20 protein-coding genes are annotated in these 21,555 nt (G+C 44.0%); all 20 read left to right on the forward strand.

Features of this window, described 5'->3' with window-relative positions; all coding sequences use genetic code 11:
• The first annotated feature begins 17 nt into the window (after positions 1–17).
• The 20 genes from DL94_RS0107100 (at position 18) to DL94_RS14455 (ending at position 21,545) form a co-directional block, all read left to right on the forward strand.
• Positions 18–1,679, forward strand: coding sequence for a ShlB/FhaC/HecB family hemolysin secretion/activation protein (locus DL94_RS0107100; protein WP_028129567.1), 1,662 nt, complete (start codon positions 18–20; stop codon positions 1,677–1,679).
• 79 nt (positions 1,680–1,758) lie between these two features.
• On the forward strand, positions 1,759–2,169 hold the full coding sequence (locus DL94_RS0107105; RefSeq protein WP_028129568.1) for a flagellar protein: 411 nt from the start codon (positions 1,759–1,761) through the stop codon (positions 2,167–2,169).
• A gap of 173 nt (positions 2,170–2,342) precedes the next feature.
• A complete protein-coding gene (gene flgM / locus DL94_RS0107110; protein WP_051586359.1) occupies positions 2,343–2,621 on the forward strand; it encodes a flagellar biosynthesis anti-sigma factor FlgM in 279 nt (92 codons plus the stop codon).
• Positions 2,622–2,641: 20 nt separating this feature from the next.
• Entirely contained in the window at positions 2,642–3,124 is a 483-nt protein-coding gene (locus tag DL94_RS15260) for a flagellar protein FlgN (RefSeq protein ID WP_028129570.1), read from the forward strand.
• A gap of 35 nt (positions 3,125–3,159) precedes the next feature.
• Entirely contained in the window at positions 3,160–3,627 is a 468-nt protein-coding gene (locus tag DL94_RS0107120; RefSeq protein WP_028129571.1) for a hypothetical protein, read from the forward strand.
• 46 nt (positions 3,628–3,673) lie between these two features.
• Positions 3,674–5,476 carry a flagellar hook-associated protein FlgK gene (gene flgK, locus DL94_RS0107125; protein WP_028129572.1) on the forward strand — a complete coding sequence of 601 codons (1,803 nt, stop codon included), beginning with the start codon at positions 3,674–3,676 and terminating at the stop codon, positions 5,474–5,476.
• A 26-nt stretch (positions 5,477–5,502) separates the two neighbouring features.
• Positions 5,503–6,825 carry a flagellar hook-associated protein FlgL gene (gene flgL / locus DL94_RS0107130; RefSeq protein ID WP_028129573.1) on the forward strand — a complete coding sequence of 441 codons (1,323 nt, stop codon included), beginning with the start codon at positions 5,503–5,505 and terminating at the stop codon, positions 6,823–6,825.
• A gap of 93 nt (positions 6,826–6,918) precedes the next feature.
• The gene (locus DL94_RS0107135) at positions 6,919–7,503 is read left to right on the forward strand and encodes a DUF6470 family protein (RefSeq protein WP_037371513.1); all 585 of its coding nucleotides are present in this window, start codon (positions 6,919–6,921) and stop codon (positions 7,501–7,503) included.
• Between the two features lie 29 nt (positions 7,504–7,532).
• Complete coding sequence (fliW, locus tag DL94_RS0107140) at positions 7,533–7,979, forward strand: flagellar assembly protein FliW (protein WP_028129575.1); 447 nt, start codon at positions 7,533–7,535, stop codon at positions 7,977–7,979.
• Positions 7,979–8,206 carry a carbon storage regulator CsrA gene (gene csrA, locus DL94_RS0107145; protein ID WP_028129576.1) on the forward strand — a complete coding sequence of 76 codons (228 nt, stop codon included), beginning with the start codon at positions 7,979–7,981 and terminating at the stop codon, positions 8,204–8,206. The genes fliW and csrA overlap by 1 nt, the downstream gene beginning before the upstream one ends.
• A gap of 41 nt (positions 8,207–8,247) precedes the next feature.
• Positions 8,248–8,682: a flagellar protein FlaG gene (locus tag DL94_RS0107150; RefSeq protein ID WP_037371514.1), complete on the forward strand. Its 435-nt coding sequence runs from the start codon at positions 8,248–8,250 to the stop codon at positions 8,680–8,682.
• Positions 8,683–8,695: 13 nt separating this feature from the next.
• Positions 8,696–10,774, forward strand: a complete 2,079-nt coding sequence (gene fliD / locus DL94_RS0107155; protein WP_028129578.1) for a flagellar filament capping protein FliD — start codon at positions 8,696–8,698, stop codon at positions 10,772–10,774.
• Between the two features lie 29 nt (positions 10,775–10,803).
• Positions 10,804–11,217: a flagellar export chaperone FliS gene (fliS, locus tag DL94_RS0107160; RefSeq protein WP_028129579.1), complete on the forward strand. Its 414-nt coding sequence runs from the start codon at positions 10,804–10,806 to the stop codon at positions 11,215–11,217.
• Positions 11,207–11,554 (forward strand): flagellar protein FliT, encoded by a 348-nt coding sequence (locus DL94_RS0107165; RefSeq protein WP_028129580.1) that lies wholly within the window; start codon positions 11,207–11,209, stop codon positions 11,552–11,554. Before fliS ends, DL94_RS0107165 begins: the two co-directional genes overlap by 11 nt.
• 66 nt (positions 11,555–11,620) lie before the next feature.
• Entirely contained in the window at positions 11,621–12,754 is a 1,134-nt protein-coding gene (locus DL94_RS0107170; protein ID WP_028129581.1) for a glycosyltransferase family 2 protein, read from the forward strand.
• Positions 12,755–12,940: 186 nt separating this feature from the next.
• Positions 12,941–14,260: a flagellin N-terminal helical domain-containing protein gene (locus DL94_RS0107175; protein WP_028129582.1), complete on the forward strand. Its 1,320-nt coding sequence runs from the start codon at positions 12,941–12,943 to the stop codon at positions 14,258–14,260.
• An 83-nt stretch (positions 14,261–14,343) separates the two neighbouring features.
• Positions 14,344–15,507 (forward strand): FkbM family methyltransferase, encoded by a 1,164-nt coding sequence (locus tag DL94_RS15265; protein ID WP_051586360.1) that lies wholly within the window; start codon positions 14,344–14,346, stop codon positions 15,505–15,507.
• A 223-nt stretch (positions 15,508–15,730) separates the two neighbouring features.
• Positions 15,731–17,050, forward strand: coding sequence for a flagellin N-terminal helical domain-containing protein (locus DL94_RS0107185; protein ID WP_028129582.1), 1,320 nt, complete (start codon positions 15,731–15,733; stop codon positions 17,048–17,050).
• A 129-nt stretch (positions 17,051–17,179) separates the two neighbouring features.
• Complete coding sequence (locus tag DL94_RS14450) at positions 17,180–20,014, forward strand: glycosyltransferase family 2 protein (RefSeq protein ID WP_051586361.1); 2,835 nt, start codon at positions 17,180–17,182, stop codon at positions 20,012–20,014.
• Complete coding sequence (locus tag DL94_RS14455; protein ID WP_051586362.1) at positions 20,004–21,545, forward strand: glycosyltransferase family 2 protein; 1,542 nt, start codon at positions 20,004–20,006, stop codon at positions 21,543–21,545. Before DL94_RS14450 ends, DL94_RS14455 begins: the two co-directional genes overlap by 11 nt.
• Positions 21,546–21,555: the final 10 nt, after the last annotated feature.

A 21,555-nucleotide genomic window follows, 5' to 3' on the forward strand; every position in this document is an offset into this window, starting at 1 on the left:
GAGGTGTGACAGACAGCATGAAGAAACCAGGCAAAGTACAAATTGCAGCAGGATTGGCAGTTGCTGTTATGAATTTTGGCGGAGGGGCGGCACTAGCCGCGCCCTCCCTGAATCAGCCCGGACAGGAAGTGGAGCAGAATCTGCCCCGTCCGCAGGCGGAGGTGCAGGATAGCAATGCAGACCAGTCTCAGCAGGCTCCGGCTGTGGAGTTTACTATTACCAATTTCCGTTTAGAGGCTCCTGACCTTTACCTTGATAAGGGCGAACTGGTGAAAATTTTGCAGGACGGCATGGGTGAGAAGAAGACCATGAAGGAATTGAATTCCACACTGGCAGAACTCACCCGCTATTGCCGCCAGCATGGCTATCCGGCGGCGGCGGCTTATGTGCCTGCGCAGGAAAGCTCCGATGGCATGATTACCATCAAGGTTATCCCGGGGCGTTATGGCGAGATAAAAATTGACAACCGCAGCCGGCTGAAAACTGATGTGGCTAATGGTTTTGTCAAGTCCTTAAAGTCCGGGGATATCATTCGCACGGGCAAACTGGAAACGACACTCTATTCTATTTCTGATGTCAGCGGTACCAAGGCCGTAGGTGTGCTGAGTCCCGGCAAGGAGTTTGGCACCAGTGACCTGACTGTGCGCATCGAAAAAGGCAAGGGCACCAGCACGATTCTTTATGTGGAAAATTACGGCAGTGAGGATACGGGGCGCTACCGCTATGGCCTGCAGCATAATATCTATGATGTCAGCGGCAATGGTGATAAGGTGAGCATTGGTACCCTGTTGTCCAATCAAAATATGCACAACTACTATGCCAACTATGAGACTATCGTAGGCCGTGGCGGTACAACGCTGGGCTTTGGCTACAGCCGCATGGATTACCGCGTGGGCATAAACTCCGGTGATTTGAAAGGCGTAGCTGATACCATCAGCGTGTTCGGCCATCGTCCTATATATCACCTGACCAACAGCGGCTTGAAAATAAAGTATGGCTATGATTACCGTAGGTTGAAGGATGATTATATGTCCCTGTATGAGGTGAATAAACATTCGCATAGTGTCTATGTGGCAGCGGAGGGGTTTGAACGTCGTAAGGGGCTTGCCGTAAATTACGAAGCAAAGCTGACCACGGGAACGCTAGGCAGGGATTCGGATGACGCTTTCTCGAAATCTATGTTTGATAATAATAAAACGGAAGGACGTTACACTAAAGGTGAGTTCAACGTGACTGCGGTGCAGCGGCTGGGCAATCGGGCGGATGTGCTGGTAAAGGCCTCCGGGCAGCTGGCCAGTCACAATTTAGATGGCTCGGAGAAGATGTATCTGGGCGGCGCTAACGGTGTCAGGGCTTATCCGCAGGGTGAAGGTTCCGGTGATGAAGGTCTGATGGGAACTGTGGAGACAAGATTTTATACTAATGTTCCCGGGCTAGTCTTTAGTACCTATTTTGATATTGGTCATGTAAAATTTCGCAAAGATGGACAACCTTGGGGACGGAGCAGTGATGCGTCAGGGATGACATTGAAGGGCTATGGCGTAGGCATTACCTACAGCAAGCCCAACGACTGGTTTGCCCGCCTTGATTATGCCCGCCGTATCGGCGGTGACCCGAATCTCAGTGAAAAAGCCCAGGCCAAGGGCAGAACCTGGTTTATGCTGGGCAAGATTTGGTAAAACTAAAAGAAGGATATTGTCTTTTAACAGCGAAATATAGCTAATAACAAGTTAAAAGTCGTCCAAGGAGTGAGATAAAATGGCAGGCAAAATCAAAAATTGTCCGATGTGCGGCAAACTTTTCAACGACACTGGTCATAAGGTTTGTATGGATTGCTTTGAGAAGATACAGGAAAAAGAACACGAGGTCGTGGAGTATGTCCGCGAACATCGTGGCGCTAAGATTGCTGAAATCTGTGAGGCTACCAAGGCACCGGCAGGCATGATTAAAAAGATGATTCGTGAAGGCCGCTTTGAGCAGATTGGCGTGAAGATGACCTATCCTTGTGAAAAATGCGGTGCGCCGATTGTGACGGGCAAGATTTGTAAGTCCTGTGAAGATGCAGCCCGCAGCACGCTCCAGAAACAGGCAGCAGCCGTTACGGCTGCCAGACAGATGGCTAAAGCAGACAAAGGTCAGGGCATGTATTCCAAAAAGCATGATGAATGATATAGGCAAATAGGCGAAAAACGGCGATAATCGCTGATAATCACCGCTAAAAGCGAATAATGACCGAAAAGCAGGAATTAAGTTTCCTGCTTTTTTTGTCGATAGTTCATTCAGAGGAGGCTGTGTACCATTCAGGGTAGCAGCTATGAGAATGAACAGGGTGGTGAATTAAGATGATTATCAATGGCAATGTACAGGCCGTAGCCGGTGCCTACAGCGTGAGCAGCACGGGCGGCGTCAAGCGGGCCTACAATGCGCAGGCTGTAGAAAAGAAGGACGAAGTCCTGCTGTCCCATGAAGGCCAGAGTTTTTCCAGCATGCTGCAGAAACTCCAGAGTATGGACGATGTGCGTGAAGATAGGGTTCAGGAACTGAGCGCACGTCTGAACGCCGGCAGTTATGAGGTGTCCAGTGAAAACCTCGCAGCCAGCCTGCTGAATGCACGGTTCTGATCCGGGGAGGCAAAACAAATATGTGGCAGGAGTTCGCAAACAATCTCAACGAATTAAACAAAGCCTACAAAGCACTTATTGAACTGGGAAAAAAGAAACGCAGCGCTTTGGTGCTCGTGGATATGAAAACCGTGGAATCTCTGCTGAAAACAGAGGAAGAGCTGACGGACAGTGTGGCACGGCTGGAAAAGACACGGCAGGGCCTGCTCATGAAACTGGCTGCCAGCGAAAAAAGACTGGGGCCGGATTCCAATATGCAGGATATCATCGGCGTAGTACCGCCGGGAAAATTGCAGGAAGTCATAAAGAAACTCCATGCTATGCTGGCTAAATCCGTGCAGGAGGCGCAGGAAATCAGTGAGGGCAATGCCCTGCTGATTAGGGCCGCTATGGAGGCTGCCGCCTTCCATTTGAACAGGCTGGGCGGCGCCAAGGTGGAACCGGCTTATGGCAAGGGCGGCGAAGTTACTACGCACCGCCGAAATTTTGAATTTAACGCATAGCCACAGTTACAGACACAGCCAAGGGTGGGAGAAAATTGGAAGAAGTAGTACGTTTGCTGAGGGCGCAAATCTTGATCAGCAACAAATGTATAGAAAAAATCAAAGCATTAAAAGAAACACTCCAAGCCGAAAATAAGGGGGCCGATATTGTGGCTGCCGTTCAGGCAATTGAGCCTGCCCTGTTGGAATTAGGCAAACTGGAAAAAGATAAGCAGGAATTTTTACGGAAACATAAAATGCCTGCAATGAGCGCTTTTATCACAAAAGCGCCGCCCTCAGAGGAAAGGGAAATTGTGGTGCACCTGTTGCACCGGGTGCAGGAATTTGAAGAGGCCTTAGGTCGGGAAATCGAGGCTGCCAGGCTCCTGCTGGAGCGTGGCAAGAAGTATGTGGACTACCATATAAACGTTATGACCAGAACCGTGGCTAGCGAAACTTATACGCAGGACGCGGCGAATAAAGAAAGCCGTCGGGAAATCAAGATGTTTGATTCCAGCGTTTGAGCACTTGGACAGAATAAGCAGCAGAAAGGATAATAGGTGAATTATCATGCGTTCTACGTTTTCCGGACTCAATACCATGGTTCGCGGCGTATTTGCCAACCAGCTGTCTTTGGATACGGTTGGCCATAATATTACAAATGCCTCTACCGAAGGGTATTCGCGCCAGCGCGTGAATCAGGCGGCTACCCTCGGGCAGGAAGTACCTTCCATTTATGGTCAGGTAATGGTGGGCACCGGGGTAGATGCTTTGTCGCTGCAGCGTGCCCGTAATATCTACGCCGACAAACAGTTCTGGGCAGAAACTTCCACACATGAATATTACAAGGCTGAGCAGGTGAATTACGATAAACTGGAGGCCATTTTCGATGATTCTGATAAGACGGGAATAAAAAATGCCATGGATGAGTTTTACCGGGCATGGAGTGATTTGTCCGCCAATGCATCCCTGGACAGTAACCGTGTGAATGTTATCGAAAAAGGCAATATCTTTATCGACAGGATAAAGACGGTGTCTGCTCAGCTGCAGGACCAGATTAACGCCCAGTATGATGATATGCGAATAAACGTCAGTGCTATCGATGATATCAACAGCCGCATCGTGGAACTGAATAAAAATATAATGACGGTCGAGGCTACCGGCGCTCAGGCCAATGACCTGCGCGACCAGCGCGACCTGCTCGTGGACGAGCTCTCCAAACACATGAACCTCAATGTCTACGAGGACGATAAGGGCATGTACAGCATCGTGTCCAACGGCATTACCATGGTCAACGGCATTAACAAATTGACGCTGACCATGTCTGACCCCATAAATAATTCTGATTATGGCATCAATGATTACACTGTCCTGATTAAGGAGTCAGATATTGCCTTTATCCCCCAGAACGGCAGCCTTAGAGCACAGATGGATACCATTGCTGAGGACAAGGCCTATATTGACAAGATGGCTGATATGGCCGCGTTCATGCTTACTATTTTTAACAATATGCACCAGCAGGGCGCAGGTATTGATGGGACAGACGGTGGCTTGGGACCGAATCCCCCAGCCAGCGGCACTTATGCCGGCCCCACTTATGGAATTAACTTCTTTGGTGACCATAATACCATTTATGAATGGAACGACACCGATAAATGCGTGGTGGCCAAGGTTATGGACTCCACACAGACCATTACACGCAGCCTGGATAAAGAGCAGCTGACAGATGATACCGGTGCTCCTATCTACGATGTTGATGGTAAAGAACAGTACCGTCCTGTAGTCAAGATCGAAGGAACACAGTTACAGGAAGATAAACTAAAAGGCATAAATATTATCAATGCTTTTTCCTTAAACCAGAAAATAACAGTGGCTGGTGGTTCTTCACTGATAGCGGCCCGTACATTTTCCGTGGAGAAGGAAGTTAAGGATGGTGCCTATACTGGCAATTTGACCACTACGGTTAACGGCTCTGGCGATGGTACCAATGCGGTAAATCTGAGTCACCTGTTCAATATTGACTTGTCAAATATAGCAACGACAGCCACAATTAACTACAATGGTGATAACGTACAGGTAACGTCTGCAACAAACCGCTCCATAGGTAAAATATCGCTGAATTCCTATTATCAGTCAGCTATGTCGCAGCTTGGTACGGATGCCAGTTCCGTGGATAAGAAGGAAAGTGCTCAGGAAGATTTGATCACGCAGATTGTCAACTGGCGCTCCTCGACTTCCGGTGTTGACTGGAACGAGGAACTTACGAATATGATTACTTTCCAGAAGGGCTACAGTGCCTGCTCCCGTTGCCTGACCACCATGGACGAAATGCTGGACAGGCTGATTAACAGCACCGGCGTGGTTGGCCGCTAAGATAAACAGCAAATGAGGTGAAATAAATGTCTATTCGCGTAAGCAGCAATCAGATGGTCTACGGTTATCAGAAACAGTTAAATGACGCCAATACCCGGCAGACTTCCCTGCTGGAGCAGGGGGATGGCAGCAAGCTGCATCGTCCTTCGGACAACCCCGTGGACTACTCCAAGTTTATCCGTTACGATACGGCCTTGAATGAAAACGAGCAGTATACAAATAATGTCAATACGGCCCTGTCGTGGATGAAAACCTCGGACTCGGCACTGGTAAATATTACCAATATCCAGACTACCTTCAAGGAAAAAACTATTTTGGCAGCAAATTCCACCAATAACGAGACTGATATGCAGGCCATTGGCAAAGAAATGATGGCAGAAATTCAGGAAATCGTATCTTTGGGAAATACCATGCAGGGTGACCGTTATGTATTCGGCGGCCAGCGTGACTTGACTAAACCTTTTGAGATGTCTACGACAGAAGTTACTCGCGGTATGACAAAGACCTTGGACAGCACACAGCAGGCCTTTTTTTCCGGCGATTACGGGGTAGGCGAAACGGGGAGCATGCGCCAGATGTTGTCCCTTAAAGGCGATGACGGGAATACATATTATCTGAATACCATTACGAAACGTGTCTATACAGAAGATTTTGTGGAAAACGGTTATAAGAATAAGCTGGCAGCCAATCCCCAGGCGGCCGTAGCTAATGGTGATCAAGTCGGTGAGCTGACTGATTTTGAGAAGGTGTCGACATATTTCAAAAGCACCGGCGAGATAAAAGACGCAGGTAAAGATTTTTCCCAGCAAATATCGGTAGATGGGAAACCGGTAAAACTTTCGTTTAACACGGTTGAACAGCAGATTGTTTCCTTTACGGGGGACAATAAATATATTTCCATGGTGAAGAAAAACGGTACCACAGAGCCCACTGCTGATACGGTCAATGTTACAGGTGCTGATATTTTTGGAACTGATATTTTTGATGATGCGGATTCGGGGAATGCGCCATCAGGAACGGCCATGCTTAATGAAATGCTGACTGTATATACGAAGGTGATATCCAATGACCAAAAATGGATGGATACCGATGGTGTGACTATTGCTGATGAGGCGCATGCCCAGACCGTAAAAACGGAAACCAAACTGGGGGCACGTACGCAGCTATATAACTCTGTCAGCACCATGCTTAATACCCAGAATGAGATTATCACGGGTGATATCACGGATACTTCTTCTACGGACGTGGCCAGATTAGCTGTTCAGCTCATGCAGGAGCAGACAATTTACAACATGAGCTTGTCCTTGGGAGCACGTATTCTGCCGCAGAGTCTGGCTGATTACTTGTAAAATTTTTTAGGGAATTTTTAAGAAAAACATGATAAAATAGGAGTAAGTAAAAGGATTTAGCAGGATTTTCCTAGGGAAAGGGTGAAATAATCTATGCTGCGATTAAATATGCGCGTTACTCAGCCCATGATAGGCATGCATACGCAGCTGGGTAAGCTGGAGGCTCACTCGACTCCTGCCGAACTGCATACCAATACGCGGCAGGCGCGTTCCAACAGGCATTGGACGCAGCCTACCGTGGATATTGACCAATATCCCAGCCGTCATGCTTATGGTTTTACCAATCATACGGATTTTGCCAAGGAGCATGGACAGAAGGGCTTTTCCGATTTGTCTCAGACTACCTCCCGGTGGACACAGGAGGCGTGGGACAATGTGGAAAACAGTGGCAAGCGTGGCAAAAAGCCCGTGGAACAGCGGTATGACAGCAAGCTGCGGCAGGAAATAGAACAAAGCAAAAACTGGCATATTAAAACGGAGCTTATCCCCGACCCCGTGATTACCTTCCACCCCATCGAGGCGGTGGGGGAGTCGGATTTAGGGGATGTGTCTGTTGATATCAATGCCAAGGCCTTTGCGGAGACGAATTTCACGCCGGGCAAGGTCGAGGTATATATGCAGCAAAAGGCTAATGTTGAGCGTTGGGTGAGTGAAGGCAAGTACGATATTTACGCATGAAGACTTATGCGGAAGTGGAGGCATAACAGATGAGAAAAGTCAACACATTGAGATTTGGTGAAGTAGAAGTAGCAGAGGATAAAGTTGTACATTTTGCCGACGGTATCCCGGCCTTCGAAGACGAACATGAATTTGTTATCGTTCCCTATGATGAAGAAAGTCCTTATGTTTTCCTGCAGTCGTTGACGACGCCGGATTTGGCGTTTTTAATGACGATACCGTTTGTGTTCTTCCCGGAATATGAGTTTGAGTTGGATGATGAAAATCAGAACAAGTTGGAACTTACCCGTCAGGAAGATATGCTTATCTATACTTTGCTGACCATCAATGGGGGCAAGGTAAAGGATATGACCGCCAACCTTATGGCACCGGTGGTTTTAAACACCGCCAATATGCAGGCACGGCAGATTGTACTTGACCGCAGCAGCTATACTACAAAGCATAGATTGTTTCCGGAAAATAAGGAGGAACAATAATGCTCGTACTTACTCGTAAACCACGTCAACAGATTATGATTGGTGACAACATCGTTATCAATGTCGTAGAAGTGCAGGGGGACAATGTCCGCATTGCCATCGATGCACCGCGGGACATTAAGATATATCGCGGTGAGATTTACCGTGCTATTCAGGAAGAAAACAAAAATGCGGCCGCTCCAGTGCCCATGGATTTGGACTTAAGCGCTGGCCTGCCGAAGAAGTAAAGTTTTAGGGAAAACTGGTGTGAATCTACGGAGGGATCAACATGGTAGGAAAAATTCAGGACATTGTGTCGGCCTCGATTGTGGCCGGCGCAGCGGAGCGGGTCAGCAATACAACGGCAACAACAGCAGCCCCTGAAAAGCAGGAGCCACAGGTACAACGCGTTGAAGATACTGGTAATGCCCCAAAGTTTAATCAGGCAGAGGAACAGGAAGATCCATTAAAGGCTCGTGAAGAAGAACAGGAGCCTATGGACGAAAAAACCGTCAGTTATATGATGGAAGAATTAAATGAACTCATGAGCAAGATTAACTGCAACCTGGAATTCCAGTATCACAAGGAAGTCAATATGATGTCAGTGCGGATGCTGGACAAGAAAACCCATGAAGTAATCAAGGAAGTACCGCCAGAGGAAATGCTTGACCAGATGGCAAAGGCACGTGAATGGCTGGGCGCCTTCCTCGATAAGAACGCGTGAGGAGGTGTTAGAAATGAGTGGTATAGGAATTTACGGCCTGTCAGGTTCGGGCATCGATGTTGACTCCATGGTCAAGATGGGCATGATGAACAAGCAGAATCAGTATGACAAGCTGTATAAGCAGGAAGTAAAAAACGAGTGGACAAAAGAAGCCTATTCGGATATGTATAATAGTCTCAATACGTTCAACTCATCTACGCTGTATAATTATAAGCTGTCGTCTACGTCAAGCCCTATGTCAGCTGTCAGCAGTAATACATCTGTGGCAACTGCTGCGGCTAATGCCGATGCAGCCTCTATGTCGCACACGGTCAATGTGTCGGCTACGGCATCTAATGCTTACTTGCTTACCAATGGCTCTATTGACAGGGCAAACACTTCTTCAACTAGTGCGAATAAGAGTATATATTTGAAGGATATACTCTTTGATGAAGCTACGCAAAACACTTTGAGGTCACAAATAGAGGGAAATGAAACTTTGGCAAAATCCAAGCTGGTCAGCTTTACTATAGCTGACAGTACTGGTTCGGGAGCAAATAGTAAGGAAGTTTCATTTACGTACGCAGACATATTGAACAGTAACGAAACCCTGAATGATTTGGTTTCCAGTATCAATAGTGCAGGGGTGAACATCAAGGCATCGTACGACAGTGCTAATGATGCTTTTTCGTTGTATCAAAAAACCGGTGGATCTGCTAATAAAATCATGTTCTCTGTTGGTTCAGACGCAGCAGCCAATTATGGCAAGAACCTGATTTCCAGTTTGAACTTGGGCGTTGTAACGCAGGTGGTGGATAGCAGTGGCAGCTTGAACAGTGAATTGTCCAGCCCTTTGTCCTTTGAATCAACCACAGGGACGAGTTCTGTAAGTGCTTCGTCCTTTAGCAGTTCAGCTCCTGTTTCGGCAAGCACGGTATTGAATACCTTGTTCAATGCTTCAGCCAGCAGCAATGAGGCTAAGTTTACGCTTTCAAATGGTACCGGCTCCAGCGAAATAAGCATTGCAGATGTATCAACGGCTACTGTTCAAGATTTGATTGATGCTATTAATAGTGCCAGCACTGCGGATAACCTTGGCATAACCGCCAGTTTGGATGGCAGTACGCTGAAAATAGCGAATACGGATCCGGATAGCACGAATACCATTTCGCTTAGTGTTGCAAGTGATGCTGGTGAAGCGGCTGACGTTAATGGTCGTAAGCTGATAAACGGCTTGCAGATTTCGTCTACGGAACTTACTGCTGATACTAATGGGATACAGGCTGCTGGTACGGATGCACAGGTGACTATTGATGGCCGCAGCTATACCTCTGACACGGGCAAAATTACTGTAGGCAATGTCACCTATACATTGGCTGCTAAAGGTTCGACAACCGTCACGGTTAATCAGGATACGGATAAACTTATTGAAAACGTAAAGAAGTTTGTCGAAGATTACAACAAAATGCTGGATTCGCTCAATGATAAGTATTATGAGACCAAGTACAGCGACTATGGTGTGCTTACCAAGACTCAGGAAGACGGCATGACCAAGGAGCAGATTGAGAAGTGGAATGAAAAAGCAAAATCCGGTTTGCTCAATCATGATAATACCATCGGTAAGATTATCAGTGAAATGCGTGAGGCAATTTACACGCCGGTTGATTCCGTTACGGGCAAATACAATACCATGATGTCCATAGGTATTAGTTCAAAGACGGATAGAGGTCACTTGTATCTTGATGAGGATAAGCTGAAGAAAGCTTTGGCAGCTGAGCCGGATTGTGTGCGCCAAATCTTTACAGCTAGTGGTGAAATCACTGATGCCAACGGCAAGACAACTACTGATTACAAGAGTGAAGGCGTGGTGCAGAGAATTTCTGATTCTTTGTATAATAATCTCAAGACGATGAAGTCCTATGCAGGAACATCCACGGAGACTTCTGATGGCAGCACGTTGGGGAATTTGATTCGTGAACTTCAGACGAAGATGTCTAATTTCAAAACGATGATGAAGTCCTATGAAAATCTGCTATATAAGAAATATGATGCAATGGAAACAGCTATTCAGCGTTTAAGCGTATCTATGGGCTATATTACAGGAGGCCAATAATAGAATAGGTCTGACAGGGAGGCACATATATGGTAAACAATGCAGCAGAAGCCTATAAAAGACAACAAATTATGACAGCGACCCCGGAAGCATTGACCCTGATGCTTTACAATGGCTGCCTAAAGTTTATGAATGAGGGTAAAGATGCAGTAGAGGCAAAACAGTATGAAAATGCCAACAACCTGCTGCAGCGTGCCCAGCAGATAATCTCTGAATTCCGTATTACCTTGAATATGGATTATGAAATATCACATCAACTTATGCCCCTGTACAATTATTGCTATGACCGCCTGGTGGAGGGCAATATCAAAAGCGATACAGCCATGATTCAGGAAGCTATTGACATCATTAAGGAATTGCGAGATGCTTGGGCGCAGGCGATGAAAAAAGCCCGTCAGGATGGCGGCACCAAGAATGTTCAGGGTGATAGCTATGTCGGATAAAGCTATGACACAGGCAAAGGCCAATTTTGAAATGTACTATACGTTGACGCAGGAACTCTTGAAATTCATCAATAAGGAAGATATTGATGAATTTCTTGAGCTGGAGCGTCAGCGTAATGACTTGGTTACACGCATGAAAGCTCTGCCGGAAACGGAAGTTTTTCGAAAGACTGATGAATGCAGGGAGCTGGTCGGGAAAATTAAGCCGCTTGATATGCAGGTGGTCTATAAGGCAAAAGCATGGCTCAATAAATCCCGTCAGCAGAATGCTACTGTTCATGCCTATGATATTCAGAATATGAATAGTCTGGGGAATATTTTTAACAAAAAATATTAAAAAACCTCTCCTTTGGGAGAGGTTTTTTATTTTTCTTACCGAAATATAATCAGGGGGGAGGCAAAAATGGAAATGAATAATATAAGATTATCGGCTTGTTATATTGTAAGGAACGAAGAAAAAAATCTGCCAATCTCCTTAAATTCTGTTAAGCAAGCTGTAGACGAAATCATTGTGGTAGATACAGGTTCTACTGACAATACTAAGGCTGTAGCACAAAATTATGGTGCAAAACTATATGATTATCATTGGCAAAATGATTTTTCTGCACCACGCAATTATGCCATTGAGCAAGCGCAAGGCGAATGGATTTTGTTTTTGGATGCAGATGAAACATTTCCTACTCCATTAGACAAGGATAGAATTTTGTCTTATTTAGATAGTATGCAGGATAAGGAGATGATCTTGCTCACTCGGCATAACATAGACAATTTAGACCAACAGAGTATATTTTATAAGGACTGGAGTCCGCGTATCTTCCGGAATCGACATGATTTGCGCTACCAGGGGCGGGTTCATGAGTATGTTAGCAAATCGAATGGTGATTTACAGGTGGGCTATGCGCCAATGGAATTTTATCTCCTGCATACTGGTTATGCAGAAAGCATTAGTGCGGATAAATGTCAGCGAAATTTACAAATTCTCAAGCAGGCTATTGATGAGGGGGCTTGGGAGCCTGTTTATGATTATTATTTAACGGACTGTTACTATGGTATACAAAATTATGAGGCTGCCTTGCAACATGCTATTGCCTACTTAAAAAGTGGTACTTTTATATATGGTGGGAATGGGCGCAGCTACCGTATGATTTTGGAGTGTATGCGGGCACTGGGAATGCCTGATGCGGAGATGTTGCCATGGGCTGAAAAAGCATGTCAGGCATATCCGGATTTGCCTGAATTTTATGCTGAATGTGGCATGGTACTTTGTGGAATGGGGAAACTATCGGAGGCACGGGCACTTTTGCAGGAGTCACTGCAGCGTTATAACGAGGGAACAGCTGATTTTCGTCACGAAACATATTTTTCTCCGGAAGTTGCAGCTAAGGTGGCAGCAAGGTTGGGCGAGATTGCGGAACTTTACGGTAATAAAAAGGAAGCAGCCGGCTGGTTCGTGCAGGCTCTGGATTATTGTCAGACTAATGACCGGATTGTGGCTAAGGCGCGAAATTTTTTGCAAAAAAATAAAATAATCATTTAAGTTATCGGAAAAATGACCGATAAATATAATGTAAGGCAAAGGTAATCAGCGAATCAATACAAAGATGCTTGTGGTCAGCTAGCAGCCACTTGCAAGAGTAGCGATTTGCTAATTATATATGCTAATGACAGTCAGGGATGGCTGTTACAAAATATTATTTTTCTACATTCAAGGAGGAAAAACATCATGGCAATGGTAGTAAAGAACAACATGTCGGCAATCTCGACGCTGAACACTCTGAACAAGAACTCCAGCGCACTGTCCAAGAGTCTGCAGAAAGTATCTTCCGGTATGAAGATTAACTCGGCAGCAGATGATGCTTCTGGTTATGCGATTTCCGAGCGTATGCGCGTTCAGATTCGCGGTCTTGATCAGGCAAATGCCAACACGCAGAACGGCAGCAGCATGCTGAAGGTTGCAGAAGGTGCCGTAAGCTCCACCGTTGATATCCTGAAAACGCTGAAAGAGAAAGTTATCAACGCAGCTAACGATACCAACACGGACAGCGACCGTCAGACCATCCAGAAGGAACTGAACCAGAGCATTGACCAGATTAACGACAATGCCAATGTTACCTTCAACGGCAAGTATCTTGTTGATGGTTCGCACAACAAGAAGATTGTGCAGACCTCTACGGCTTTGACCAATGAGAGCTTGAATTCTGCTACTGCTTCCGGTACTGCTTTGACTGCATTGGAGGATCGTAACGGCAACAATCTGAACATCCATTCTTCGGATAACATTACGGTTTCCTATGTAAAACAGGGCAAGACTTATTCTACCACGTTTAGTGTAGGTTCTACTGACTTGGGTACAGCTATCAATAGGGCAACATCGGCAACTGGTGCCGGTGGTAGCGATTTATCGCTTTCTCAGGCCAATACATCGTATATCGGTTTGGACAGCTCCAGCAATTCAGTCTACACGGCTGATGGTGGCAATGCACTGACGATTGCAGCAGGTGTCAGTGGTACTGCCGGTCAGATTAGCGGTTTCACGATTAGTGTAACGGATTCTGATGGCAATATAAATAAGTCTGCCAACGCTGTACTGGATAACTTCACCGAATCTATCCGTGCAGAAAATACCGGTGATGACAACAGCTTGGTATTACAGGTTGGCACGAAAGCCAATCAGGCCATCAAGGTAGGTCTTACGGATATGCGTTCCGAGGCTCTGGGGCTTTCCGGTTCTGATGGCACGAAGCTGAACATCTCCACGCAGGTGAAGGCTAATGCAGCGATCAATGTTCTCGATAATGCGGTACAGAAAGCGCTGGATCAGCAGACGACTATCGGCTCCATCGAAAGCCGTCTTGAGTACACCAGCAGCAACCTGACCACGGCATCTGAGAACGTACAGGCTGCAGAATCCACGATTCGTGATGCTGACATGGCGAAGGAAATGACGAACTACACGAAGAACAATGTTCTTCTGCAGGCCGCTCAGTCCATGCTGGCACAGGCCAATCAGAGCAGCAGCTCGGTACTCAGCCTCCTCCAGTAACAGACAATTTTCCGTTATTACAATTCACTACCAAAAAGCCGCCCCTCGGGGCGGCTTTTTCAGCTAATATGGAGAGACAGGTAATGAGAAATTTTATAAAAATGTTACAGAAAATGAAGGGGAGCACTCAGGAAGCAGAACTGGCAAAATTGATAGAAAACGGGGACAAGGTAGGCTTGTTTACTGCTGCTAATGATGTTCCGGCTTTGGAAACAGCCATAGATATAGTACGGCACTTGAGAATGCAAGGCCTGCAAATTGCTTGTATTTGTGTGTTGGACGAATGTGCCGAACTGGTTCGATTGGCCGTTGATGAGCTGGAAATAGTCACAGTCAGCCAGCTGAACAGTAAAGCACGGGGGATTAAGAAAATATTGATATTGAATTCTTATAAGGTATGGCCGGAGGCAATCTATCAATACTTTCTCGAACAGGGCTTGTCGGTTTATATGCTTGAGGACTCCGACCGTTATCATATACGGCGCAAGGAGGCATGGGCTCATATAACGGATTATTTTGATGAATATATGTTATTGGCAGATGATGAATCAAAGGAAACGTATCTGGCGGTCATACGCGAACGCATGAATGGACAATTGACGGAGTTTAGATTTGCGCCAGAACCACAATATATGCTTTGTGGTTATATGCCCGACAAAGGTGATATCGTAATAGATGGCGGAGCTTTTGACGGAAAAACGGCCAAGGATTTTGCGGCGATGGGCGCGCGAGTATATGCGTTTGAAATGAATGCTGTAAATTTTGCTGCTTGCCAAAAAAACAATACAGATAATAATTGCGTGTTTGAAAACATGGGATTATGGTCATGTAAAAGGCAGCTGAACTACAATGTGCAGGGAGCAGGTTCCCATATAAGCAATGTGGGTGGTGAGTGTGCTGGTGTGATAGATATTGACACCTATGTCCGGGAGAATAATATACCCAGAATTGATTATATCAAGCTGGATGTAGAAGGTGCTGAACTTGAGGTGCTGAAAGGGGCGTTTTTAACCATCAGCCAGTTCAAGCCGAAACTGGCAATAAGCGCTTATCACAAGCCAGAGGATTTATATGAAATACAAAAGTACATACGTTCACTAAGATGTGATTATCAATTTGCTTTCCGGCATTACAGGATTGATGGGCGTGATTATTATCTGGATGATAATCTGAGAAAAGTATACAGGCATTATGATTTGGATTATATGGTGCCAACCCCTTGGGAATATGTATTATATGCTCGTTAAAAGTAAAAAAAATTATGGGTTCGCAAAAAAATACTTAAGAAATTGAAAAAACATACGATATATATAGTGTAAGCGAAGATAATCAGCAAATCAATACAAGGATGCTTGTGGTCAGCTAGCAGCCACTTGCAAGAGTAGCGATTTGCTAATTATATATGCTAACGACAGTCAGGGATGGCTGTTACAAAATATTATTTTTCTACATTCAAGGAGGAAAAACATCATGGCAATGGTAGTAAAGAACAACATGTCGGCAATCTCGACGCTGAACACTCTGAACAAGAACTCCAGCGCACTGTCCAAGAGCCTGCAGAAAGTATCTTCCGGTATGAAGATTAACTCGGCAGCAGATGATGCTTCCGGTTATGCGATTTCCGAGCGTATGCGCGTTCAGATTCGCGGTCTTGATCAGGCAAATGCCAACACGCAGAACGGCAGCAGCATGCTGAAGGTTGCAGAAGGTGCCGTAAGCTCCACCGTTGATATCCTGAAAACGCTGAAAGAGAAAGTTATCAACGCAGCTAACGATACCAACACGGACAGCGACCGTCAGACCATCCAGAAGGAACTGAACCAGAGCATTGACCAGATCAACGACAATGCCAATGTTACCTTCAACGGCAAGTATCTTGTTGATGGTTCGCACAACAAGAAGATTGTGCAGACCTCTACAGCTTTGACCAATGAGAGCTTGAATTCTGCTACTGCTTCCGGTACTGCTTTGACTGCATTGGAGGATCGTAACGGCAACAATCTGAACATCCATTCTTCGGATAACATTACGGTTTCCTATGTAAAACAGGGCAAGACTTATTCTACCACGTTTAGTGTAGGTTCTACTGACTTGGGTACAGCTATCAATAGGGCAACATCGGCAACTGGTGCCGGTGGTAGCGATTTATCGCTTTCTCAGGCCAATACATCGTATATCGGTTTGGACAGCTCCAGCAATTCAGTCTACACGGCTGATGGTGGCAATGCACTGACGATTGCAGCAGGTGTCAGTGGTACTGCCGGTCAGATTAGCGGTTTCACGATTAGTGTAACGGATTCTGATGGCAATATAAATAAGTCTGCCAACGCTGTACTGGATAACTTCACCGAATCTATCCGTGCAGAAAATACCGGTGATGACAACAGCTTGGTATTACAGGTTGGCACGAAAGCCAATCAGGCCATCAAGGTAGGTCTTACGGATATGCGTTCCGAGGCTCTGGGGCTTTCCGGTTCCGATGGCACGAAGCTGAACATCTCCACGCAGGTGAAGGCTAATGCCGCGATCAATGTTCTCGATAATGCGGTACAGAAAGCACTGGATCAGCAGACGACTATCGGCTCCATCGAAAGCCGTCTTGAGTACACCAGCAGCAACCTGACCACGGCATCTGAGAACGTACAGGCTGCAGAATCCACGATTCGTGATGCTGACATGGCGAAGGAAATGACGAACTACACGAAGAACAATGTTCTTCTGCAGGCCGCTCAGTCCATGCTGGCGCAGGCCAACCAGAGCAGCAGCTCGGTACTCAGCCTCCTCCAGTAACAGACAATTCTTCGTTATTACGATTAACTGCCAAAAACCGCCCTTCGGGGCGGTTTTTTTTGTGGAAGGTATTTTCTGTTATATAGAGAATATTTTAGATAGAACAGCATAGTGATGGAGGGGAGTTCATTGAAAATATCTGCTTGTTATATTGTAAAAAACGAAGAGGTTAATCTGGAAAAATCTTTAAACAGTATAAAAAATAAAGTTGACGAACTCATAGTAGTGGATACTGGCTCCACAGATAATACTGTGGGGATAGCAAAAAAATTTAATGCAAAAATTTTCTGTATTCCGTGGAAAAATGATTTTAGTGAAGCCAGAAATGTGGCCATTGCCCAAGCAACAGGAGAATGGATTTTGTTTTTGGATGCAGATGAATATTTTTCGGATAATCCATCTGTTGATTTGCATGAAGTAATCCTGTCCTTACAGCCTGCTGATGTCATGCTGGTATCTATGGATAATATCGATGCAGACAGTCGGGAAAATCTTCTGACATTTTATGCGCCGAGAATATTCCGCAATGTTGAGGGATTGTGCTATGAAGGAAGAATACATGAAGAATTGCGCTATCGTGGAAAACAGGTAGAAAAAATAGTTTATGTGCCAGAAGAACAGTTAAAAATTGTTCATACAGGATATTCTGTTTCCATATCACATGAGAAAGCAGAACGAAATTTGCAGTTGTTATTGTATGAATTGGAAAATACAGAAAAACCGGATGTGCTATATCCATATTTGGCAGAAGTTTATGCAGCATTGGATAATGCAGAAAAAGCAAAATACTACGCAGAACAGGATATAAAAAATGGCCGTCGACGAATAACATTTGCAAGCAAGTCATGGCGTATATTGTTAGATTATGCAGTTAAGGAAAATGATAAAAGAAAGCGCAGAGAGATAGCAGCTAGCGCTGTGTTTAATTTTCCTGAAATACCGGAATTTCACGCTGAATTAGCGGAGAGCCTGGCTGCTGATTACATATATACAGATGCGATAAGAGAGGCGGAAAAGGCAGAAAAATTATTTCATAACTATGATGATATAGAACCGATGCAATTTACAACAGATATGCTGATAATGCTAAAAAAAAGATTGAATGACTGGAAAGTTTTGCAAAAAAATAGTGAAAAGCTATATATAACGGCCTGTGTCATTGTACGCAATGAAGAGAAAAATATTGCTGCATGGCTGGCAAATACTCAGCAGTACGCTGATCAGCAAGTGGTGGTGGATACAGGCTCTAAGGATAAAACGGTAGAAATTGTAAAAAAAAGTAAGGCATATATATATGATTTTAATTGGCAAAATGATTTTTCTCAGGCGAAAAATTATGCGTTGAGTAAAGCCAAAGGTAATTGGGTATTTTTTTTAGATGCGGATGAGACTTTTGCTAACCCGCAGCAATTAAGGGGATATTTAGCTGGAATAGAAAAATATAAAAAAAATATAGATGCAATTATGGTTCCGATAATCAATATTGATACGGATATGAATAATCAGGAAATAAGCCGCTTTTTAAATGTGCGTATTTTCAGGAATTTGCCGGGTATTCATTATGAAGGATATGTACATGAAAGACTGGTGATGGCAGAAGGGAAGCCACTACAGCTATATAAAGAAGAACATGATTTACAAATTATCCATACGGGATATTCATCGCACATCATTGCTGGCAAAGTAGAAAGAAACTGGAAAATTCTGCAAGATGATATAGAAAAAAATGGCGAACAGCCTGTACATTATCGTTATTTGGCAGATTGCTATTATGCTAGAGGAAATATGGAACAGGCATTGAAATATGCAATTCTGGCTCTGGGATCAACAGTACAGGCCGTTGATTCAGCAAGTGATATGTTTGATATTGCTTTAACTTGTGTAGAAAAAATGGATTGTAAAGTGGCAGAATGTCTGGCTTTGGCAAAAAAAGCGCAAGCATTATTCCCTAAAAAAGCGGCGTATTTTATAAAAGCAGGGCATTATCTGTTTAGTGTGGGAAAAACGGATGATGCTGCAAAGGAGTTTGGAAAGGCGCTGGTATGCTTGCGGGAAAATAACAACAATACAGGTGATACATATACATCAATTGCAGAACAATCATTGTTATATCAGGATATGGCATTGATATATCATCAGAAACGTGAATGGGAAAAAGCGGCTTTGTGCTTACAAAAAGCAAAGCAATTTTCCAGTCTTGATGATGGTATAATCCGAATGATTTTAAACAGCAACAAAGAAAAAAATATAGCAGAACAAGTGAAAGCATTGCAATCATATATGGGGAACGAAACAATAAATCAGCATTACATTGCTCAATGGCTGGAGGAAAAAGGTTTCCTAAAGCACTGGCAGATTTTTACCGGGGAAAATAAACAGGAATATGTATTGGCTCAAAATGAAGATTTAATAGTGTTATATAAAAAAATTGAGCAAGATATGGCTAATAATATAGTTGGTTTATGCCGAATATTGATAAAATTACATCAAGAAAGAGATTCGTTGATAAAAGGTGTGCAGATAGCGAACTTATCTCAAGCTTTGCCAGAGGCTATGTATGCAGTATGGGAGTGTTGGCAAAAATATGAACCGGTAAATGATTTTCACTGGGATGGATATAAAGTTTGGCTGCGCCAGATGATTGTATGGGGAAGTGCAGAGCAATTGCAAGATTTTGTTGAATTGGCTGCTGGTTTATCTGATTCGTGCTTATGGGAAATGGCCGAAGAACTTTTCCAAGGTGAAAAATGGTTGATAGCGTGGAATGTCTATAGTAGAATTCCTGCTGCCAGTAAATATGTCAAAGGAAAATTTTGGTGCCATGCCGGAATATGCCAGTTCTCTTTAGGAAATAATGAAATTGCAGGTGAATGTTTTGCCAATGCCACAGCCTATGATGATACGGATGAAGAGTGCAGGTCATATATAACATGGAACGAAAGGAGGCTGAAGAATGATGCCTAAAATATCTGCATGTGTCATAGTCAGGAATGAAGAAGCCAATTTACCACAGTGGCTGCGCTGTGTTAAGAGCTTGGCTGACGAATGGATTGTCGTGGATACAGGTTCCGTGGATAATACGGTTAATATTGCCATAGAAGCAGGGGCAAAAGTATATACTTTCTCATGGTGTAATGATTTTTCTGCAGCAAAAAATTATGCTTTGTCACAAGCAAGTGGCGAATGGATTGTTTTTTTAGATGCTGACGAATATTTCCGTCCTAATGACATACCGAGGATTAAGGCCAAGATAAAAAAAATGCACCATGATAAAATGCTGGCCGGCTTTATATGCAAGCTGATAAATATTGATAAGGATAGGCACAATGCTATAATTGATAGTGTGTATCAAATACGTATATTTCGCAACAAGCCATTTCTGCGATTTCGTGGCAAGATACATGAAGGGTTATTTAATCCGACAGAAAAGAATTTAAAAATGGAATACTTTCCGGAGATTACGATATATCATACGGGATATTCCTATAGTATTATCAGAAAAAAAACAGAACGCAACCTTCAACTGATATTGGAAGAAATTTCCAATCGAGGAGAACGACCTGTTGATTATTTTTATTTGATGGATTGCTATTATGGTTTGGGAGATTATGAGAAGACAATTTATTATGCGAGAAAAGCTTTAGAGGAAAATATTGATATTATGGGGGTAAAGGGGCATATTCATGAAAGATTAATTAGTGCTCTTATTATGCAAAAATATCCTTGGGAGGATATATTAAGTGTAATAAATAGTGCAATGGAGAGATACCCCATGGCGGCTGAATTCCCATTTTTAGCCGGAATTTATCTGTTTGACCATAAGCGATACGTAGAAGCGGAAATGTGGCTGATGAAAGGATGGGATATATTTAATAAGGAAAAAGCAGATACCAGTGTGAAATTTATGACGAATCATACTGAAGCAATGGTGCCGCGTATATGTTTATATATAGGACGGTTATTACATATGCAAAATGAATATACTAAGGAACTGGAATACTATTTAGAAGGCTTAAAAAGAAATCTGTATGATGAAATGCTGTTGGGAGCCTTGATTAGTACAACGATAAATTTGGATATGGAAGATGTAATTCAAGTGTTAAATACTATGTATAATAAGGAAAAAGACGCAGAATTTCTTAGTAAGGCATTGTATAAAACAGTTCGTCCTCAATTGGCGATTTTTTACGGACATGGACATAATATGACAGCGGCAGATACCTATTTATTTGCAGGAAATATCAGAGCGGCTGCTGAACAGGTTTTGCATGAGTCAGTTTGTATTGAACAGTTGGCAATTTGGTTGTCATGTCGTTTGCAGATACCGGCAGAAAGAGAATCTAATGTGAATATATTGTTATCCGCGAAGGCTAGGAATGTTTATAGATGGTATGATGGGGAAAAAGAGGATAAAGTAAATCTAACATTGAAACAGTTGAGAATGATTGATAGCATAGCTGAATTAAAATCATCGTTATCAGATAACAGGGAATAAGGAGATAATT

This window comes from Selenomonas sp. AE3005 (assembly GCF_000686945.1).
In the GTDB taxonomy this organism is placed as follows: Bacteria; Bacillota; Negativicutes; order Selenomonadales; family Selenomonadaceae; genus Selenomonas_A.

What these genes read in the sequence shown, in the direction of transcription:
- DL94_RS0107135 (WP_037371513.1), top strand. Translation starts at nt 6,919, where the DNA reads ATGCTGCGATTAAATATGCGCGTTACTCAGCCCATGATAGGCATGCAT.
- flgL (WP_028129573.1), top strand. Translation starts at nt 5,503, where the DNA reads ATGTCTATTCGCGTAAGCAGCAATCAGATGGTCTACGGTTATCAGAAA.
- DL94_RS14455 (WP_051586362.1), top strand. Translation starts at nt 20,004, where the DNA reads ATGATGCCTAAAATATCTGCATGTGTCATAGTCAGGAATGAAGAAGCC.
- fliS (WP_028129579.1), top strand. Translation starts at nt 10,804, where the DNA reads ATGGTAAACAATGCAGCAGAAGCCTATAAAAGACAACAAATTATGACA.
- DL94_RS0107185 (WP_028129582.1), top strand. Translation starts at nt 15,731, where the DNA reads ATGGCAATGGTAGTAAAGAACAACATGTCGGCAATCTCGACGCTGAAC.
- DL94_RS0107150 (WP_037371514.1), top strand. Translation starts at nt 8,248, where the DNA reads ATGGTAGGAAAAATTCAGGACATTGTGTCGGCCTCGATTGTGGCCGGC.
- fliD (WP_028129578.1), top strand. Translation starts at nt 8,696, where the DNA reads ATGAGTGGTATAGGAATTTACGGCCTGTCAGGTTCGGGCATCGATGTT.
- DL94_RS15260 (WP_028129570.1), top strand. Translation starts at nt 2,642, where the DNA reads ATGTGGCAGGAGTTCGCAAACAATCTCAACGAATTAAACAAAGCCTAC.
- DL94_RS0107105 (WP_028129568.1), top strand. Translation starts at nt 1,759, where the DNA reads ATGGCAGGCAAAATCAAAAATTGTCCGATGTGCGGCAAACTTTTCAAC.
- DL94_RS0107175 (WP_028129582.1), top strand. Translation starts at nt 12,941, where the DNA reads ATGGCAATGGTAGTAAAGAACAACATGTCGGCAATCTCGACGCTGAAC.
- fliW (WP_028129575.1), top strand. Translation starts at nt 7,533, where the DNA reads ATGAGAAAAGTCAACACATTGAGATTTGGTGAAGTAGAAGTAGCAGAG.
- flgM (WP_051586359.1), top strand. Translation starts at nt 2,343, where the DNA reads ATGATTATCAATGGCAATGTACAGGCCGTAGCCGGTGCCTACAGCGTG.
- DL94_RS0107170 (WP_028129581.1), top strand. Translation starts at nt 11,621, where the DNA reads ATGGAAATGAATAATATAAGATTATCGGCTTGTTATATTGTAAGGAAC.
- csrA (WP_028129576.1), top strand. Translation starts at nt 7,979, where the DNA reads ATGCTCGTACTTACTCGTAAACCACGTCAACAGATTATGATTGGTGAC.
- DL94_RS0107100 (WP_028129567.1), top strand. Translation starts at nt 18, where the DNA reads ATGAAGAAACCAGGCAAAGTACAAATTGCAGCAGGATTGGCAGTTGCT.
- DL94_RS15265 (WP_051586360.1), top strand. Translation starts at nt 14,344, where the DNA reads ATGAGAAATTTTATAAAAATGTTACAGAAAATGAAGGGGAGCACTCAG.
- flgK (WP_028129572.1), top strand. Translation starts at nt 3,674, where the DNA reads ATGCGTTCTACGTTTTCCGGACTCAATACCATGGTTCGCGGCGTATTT.
- DL94_RS0107165 (WP_028129580.1), top strand. Translation starts at nt 11,207, where the DNA reads ATGTCGGATAAAGCTATGACACAGGCAAAGGCCAATTTTGAAATGTAC.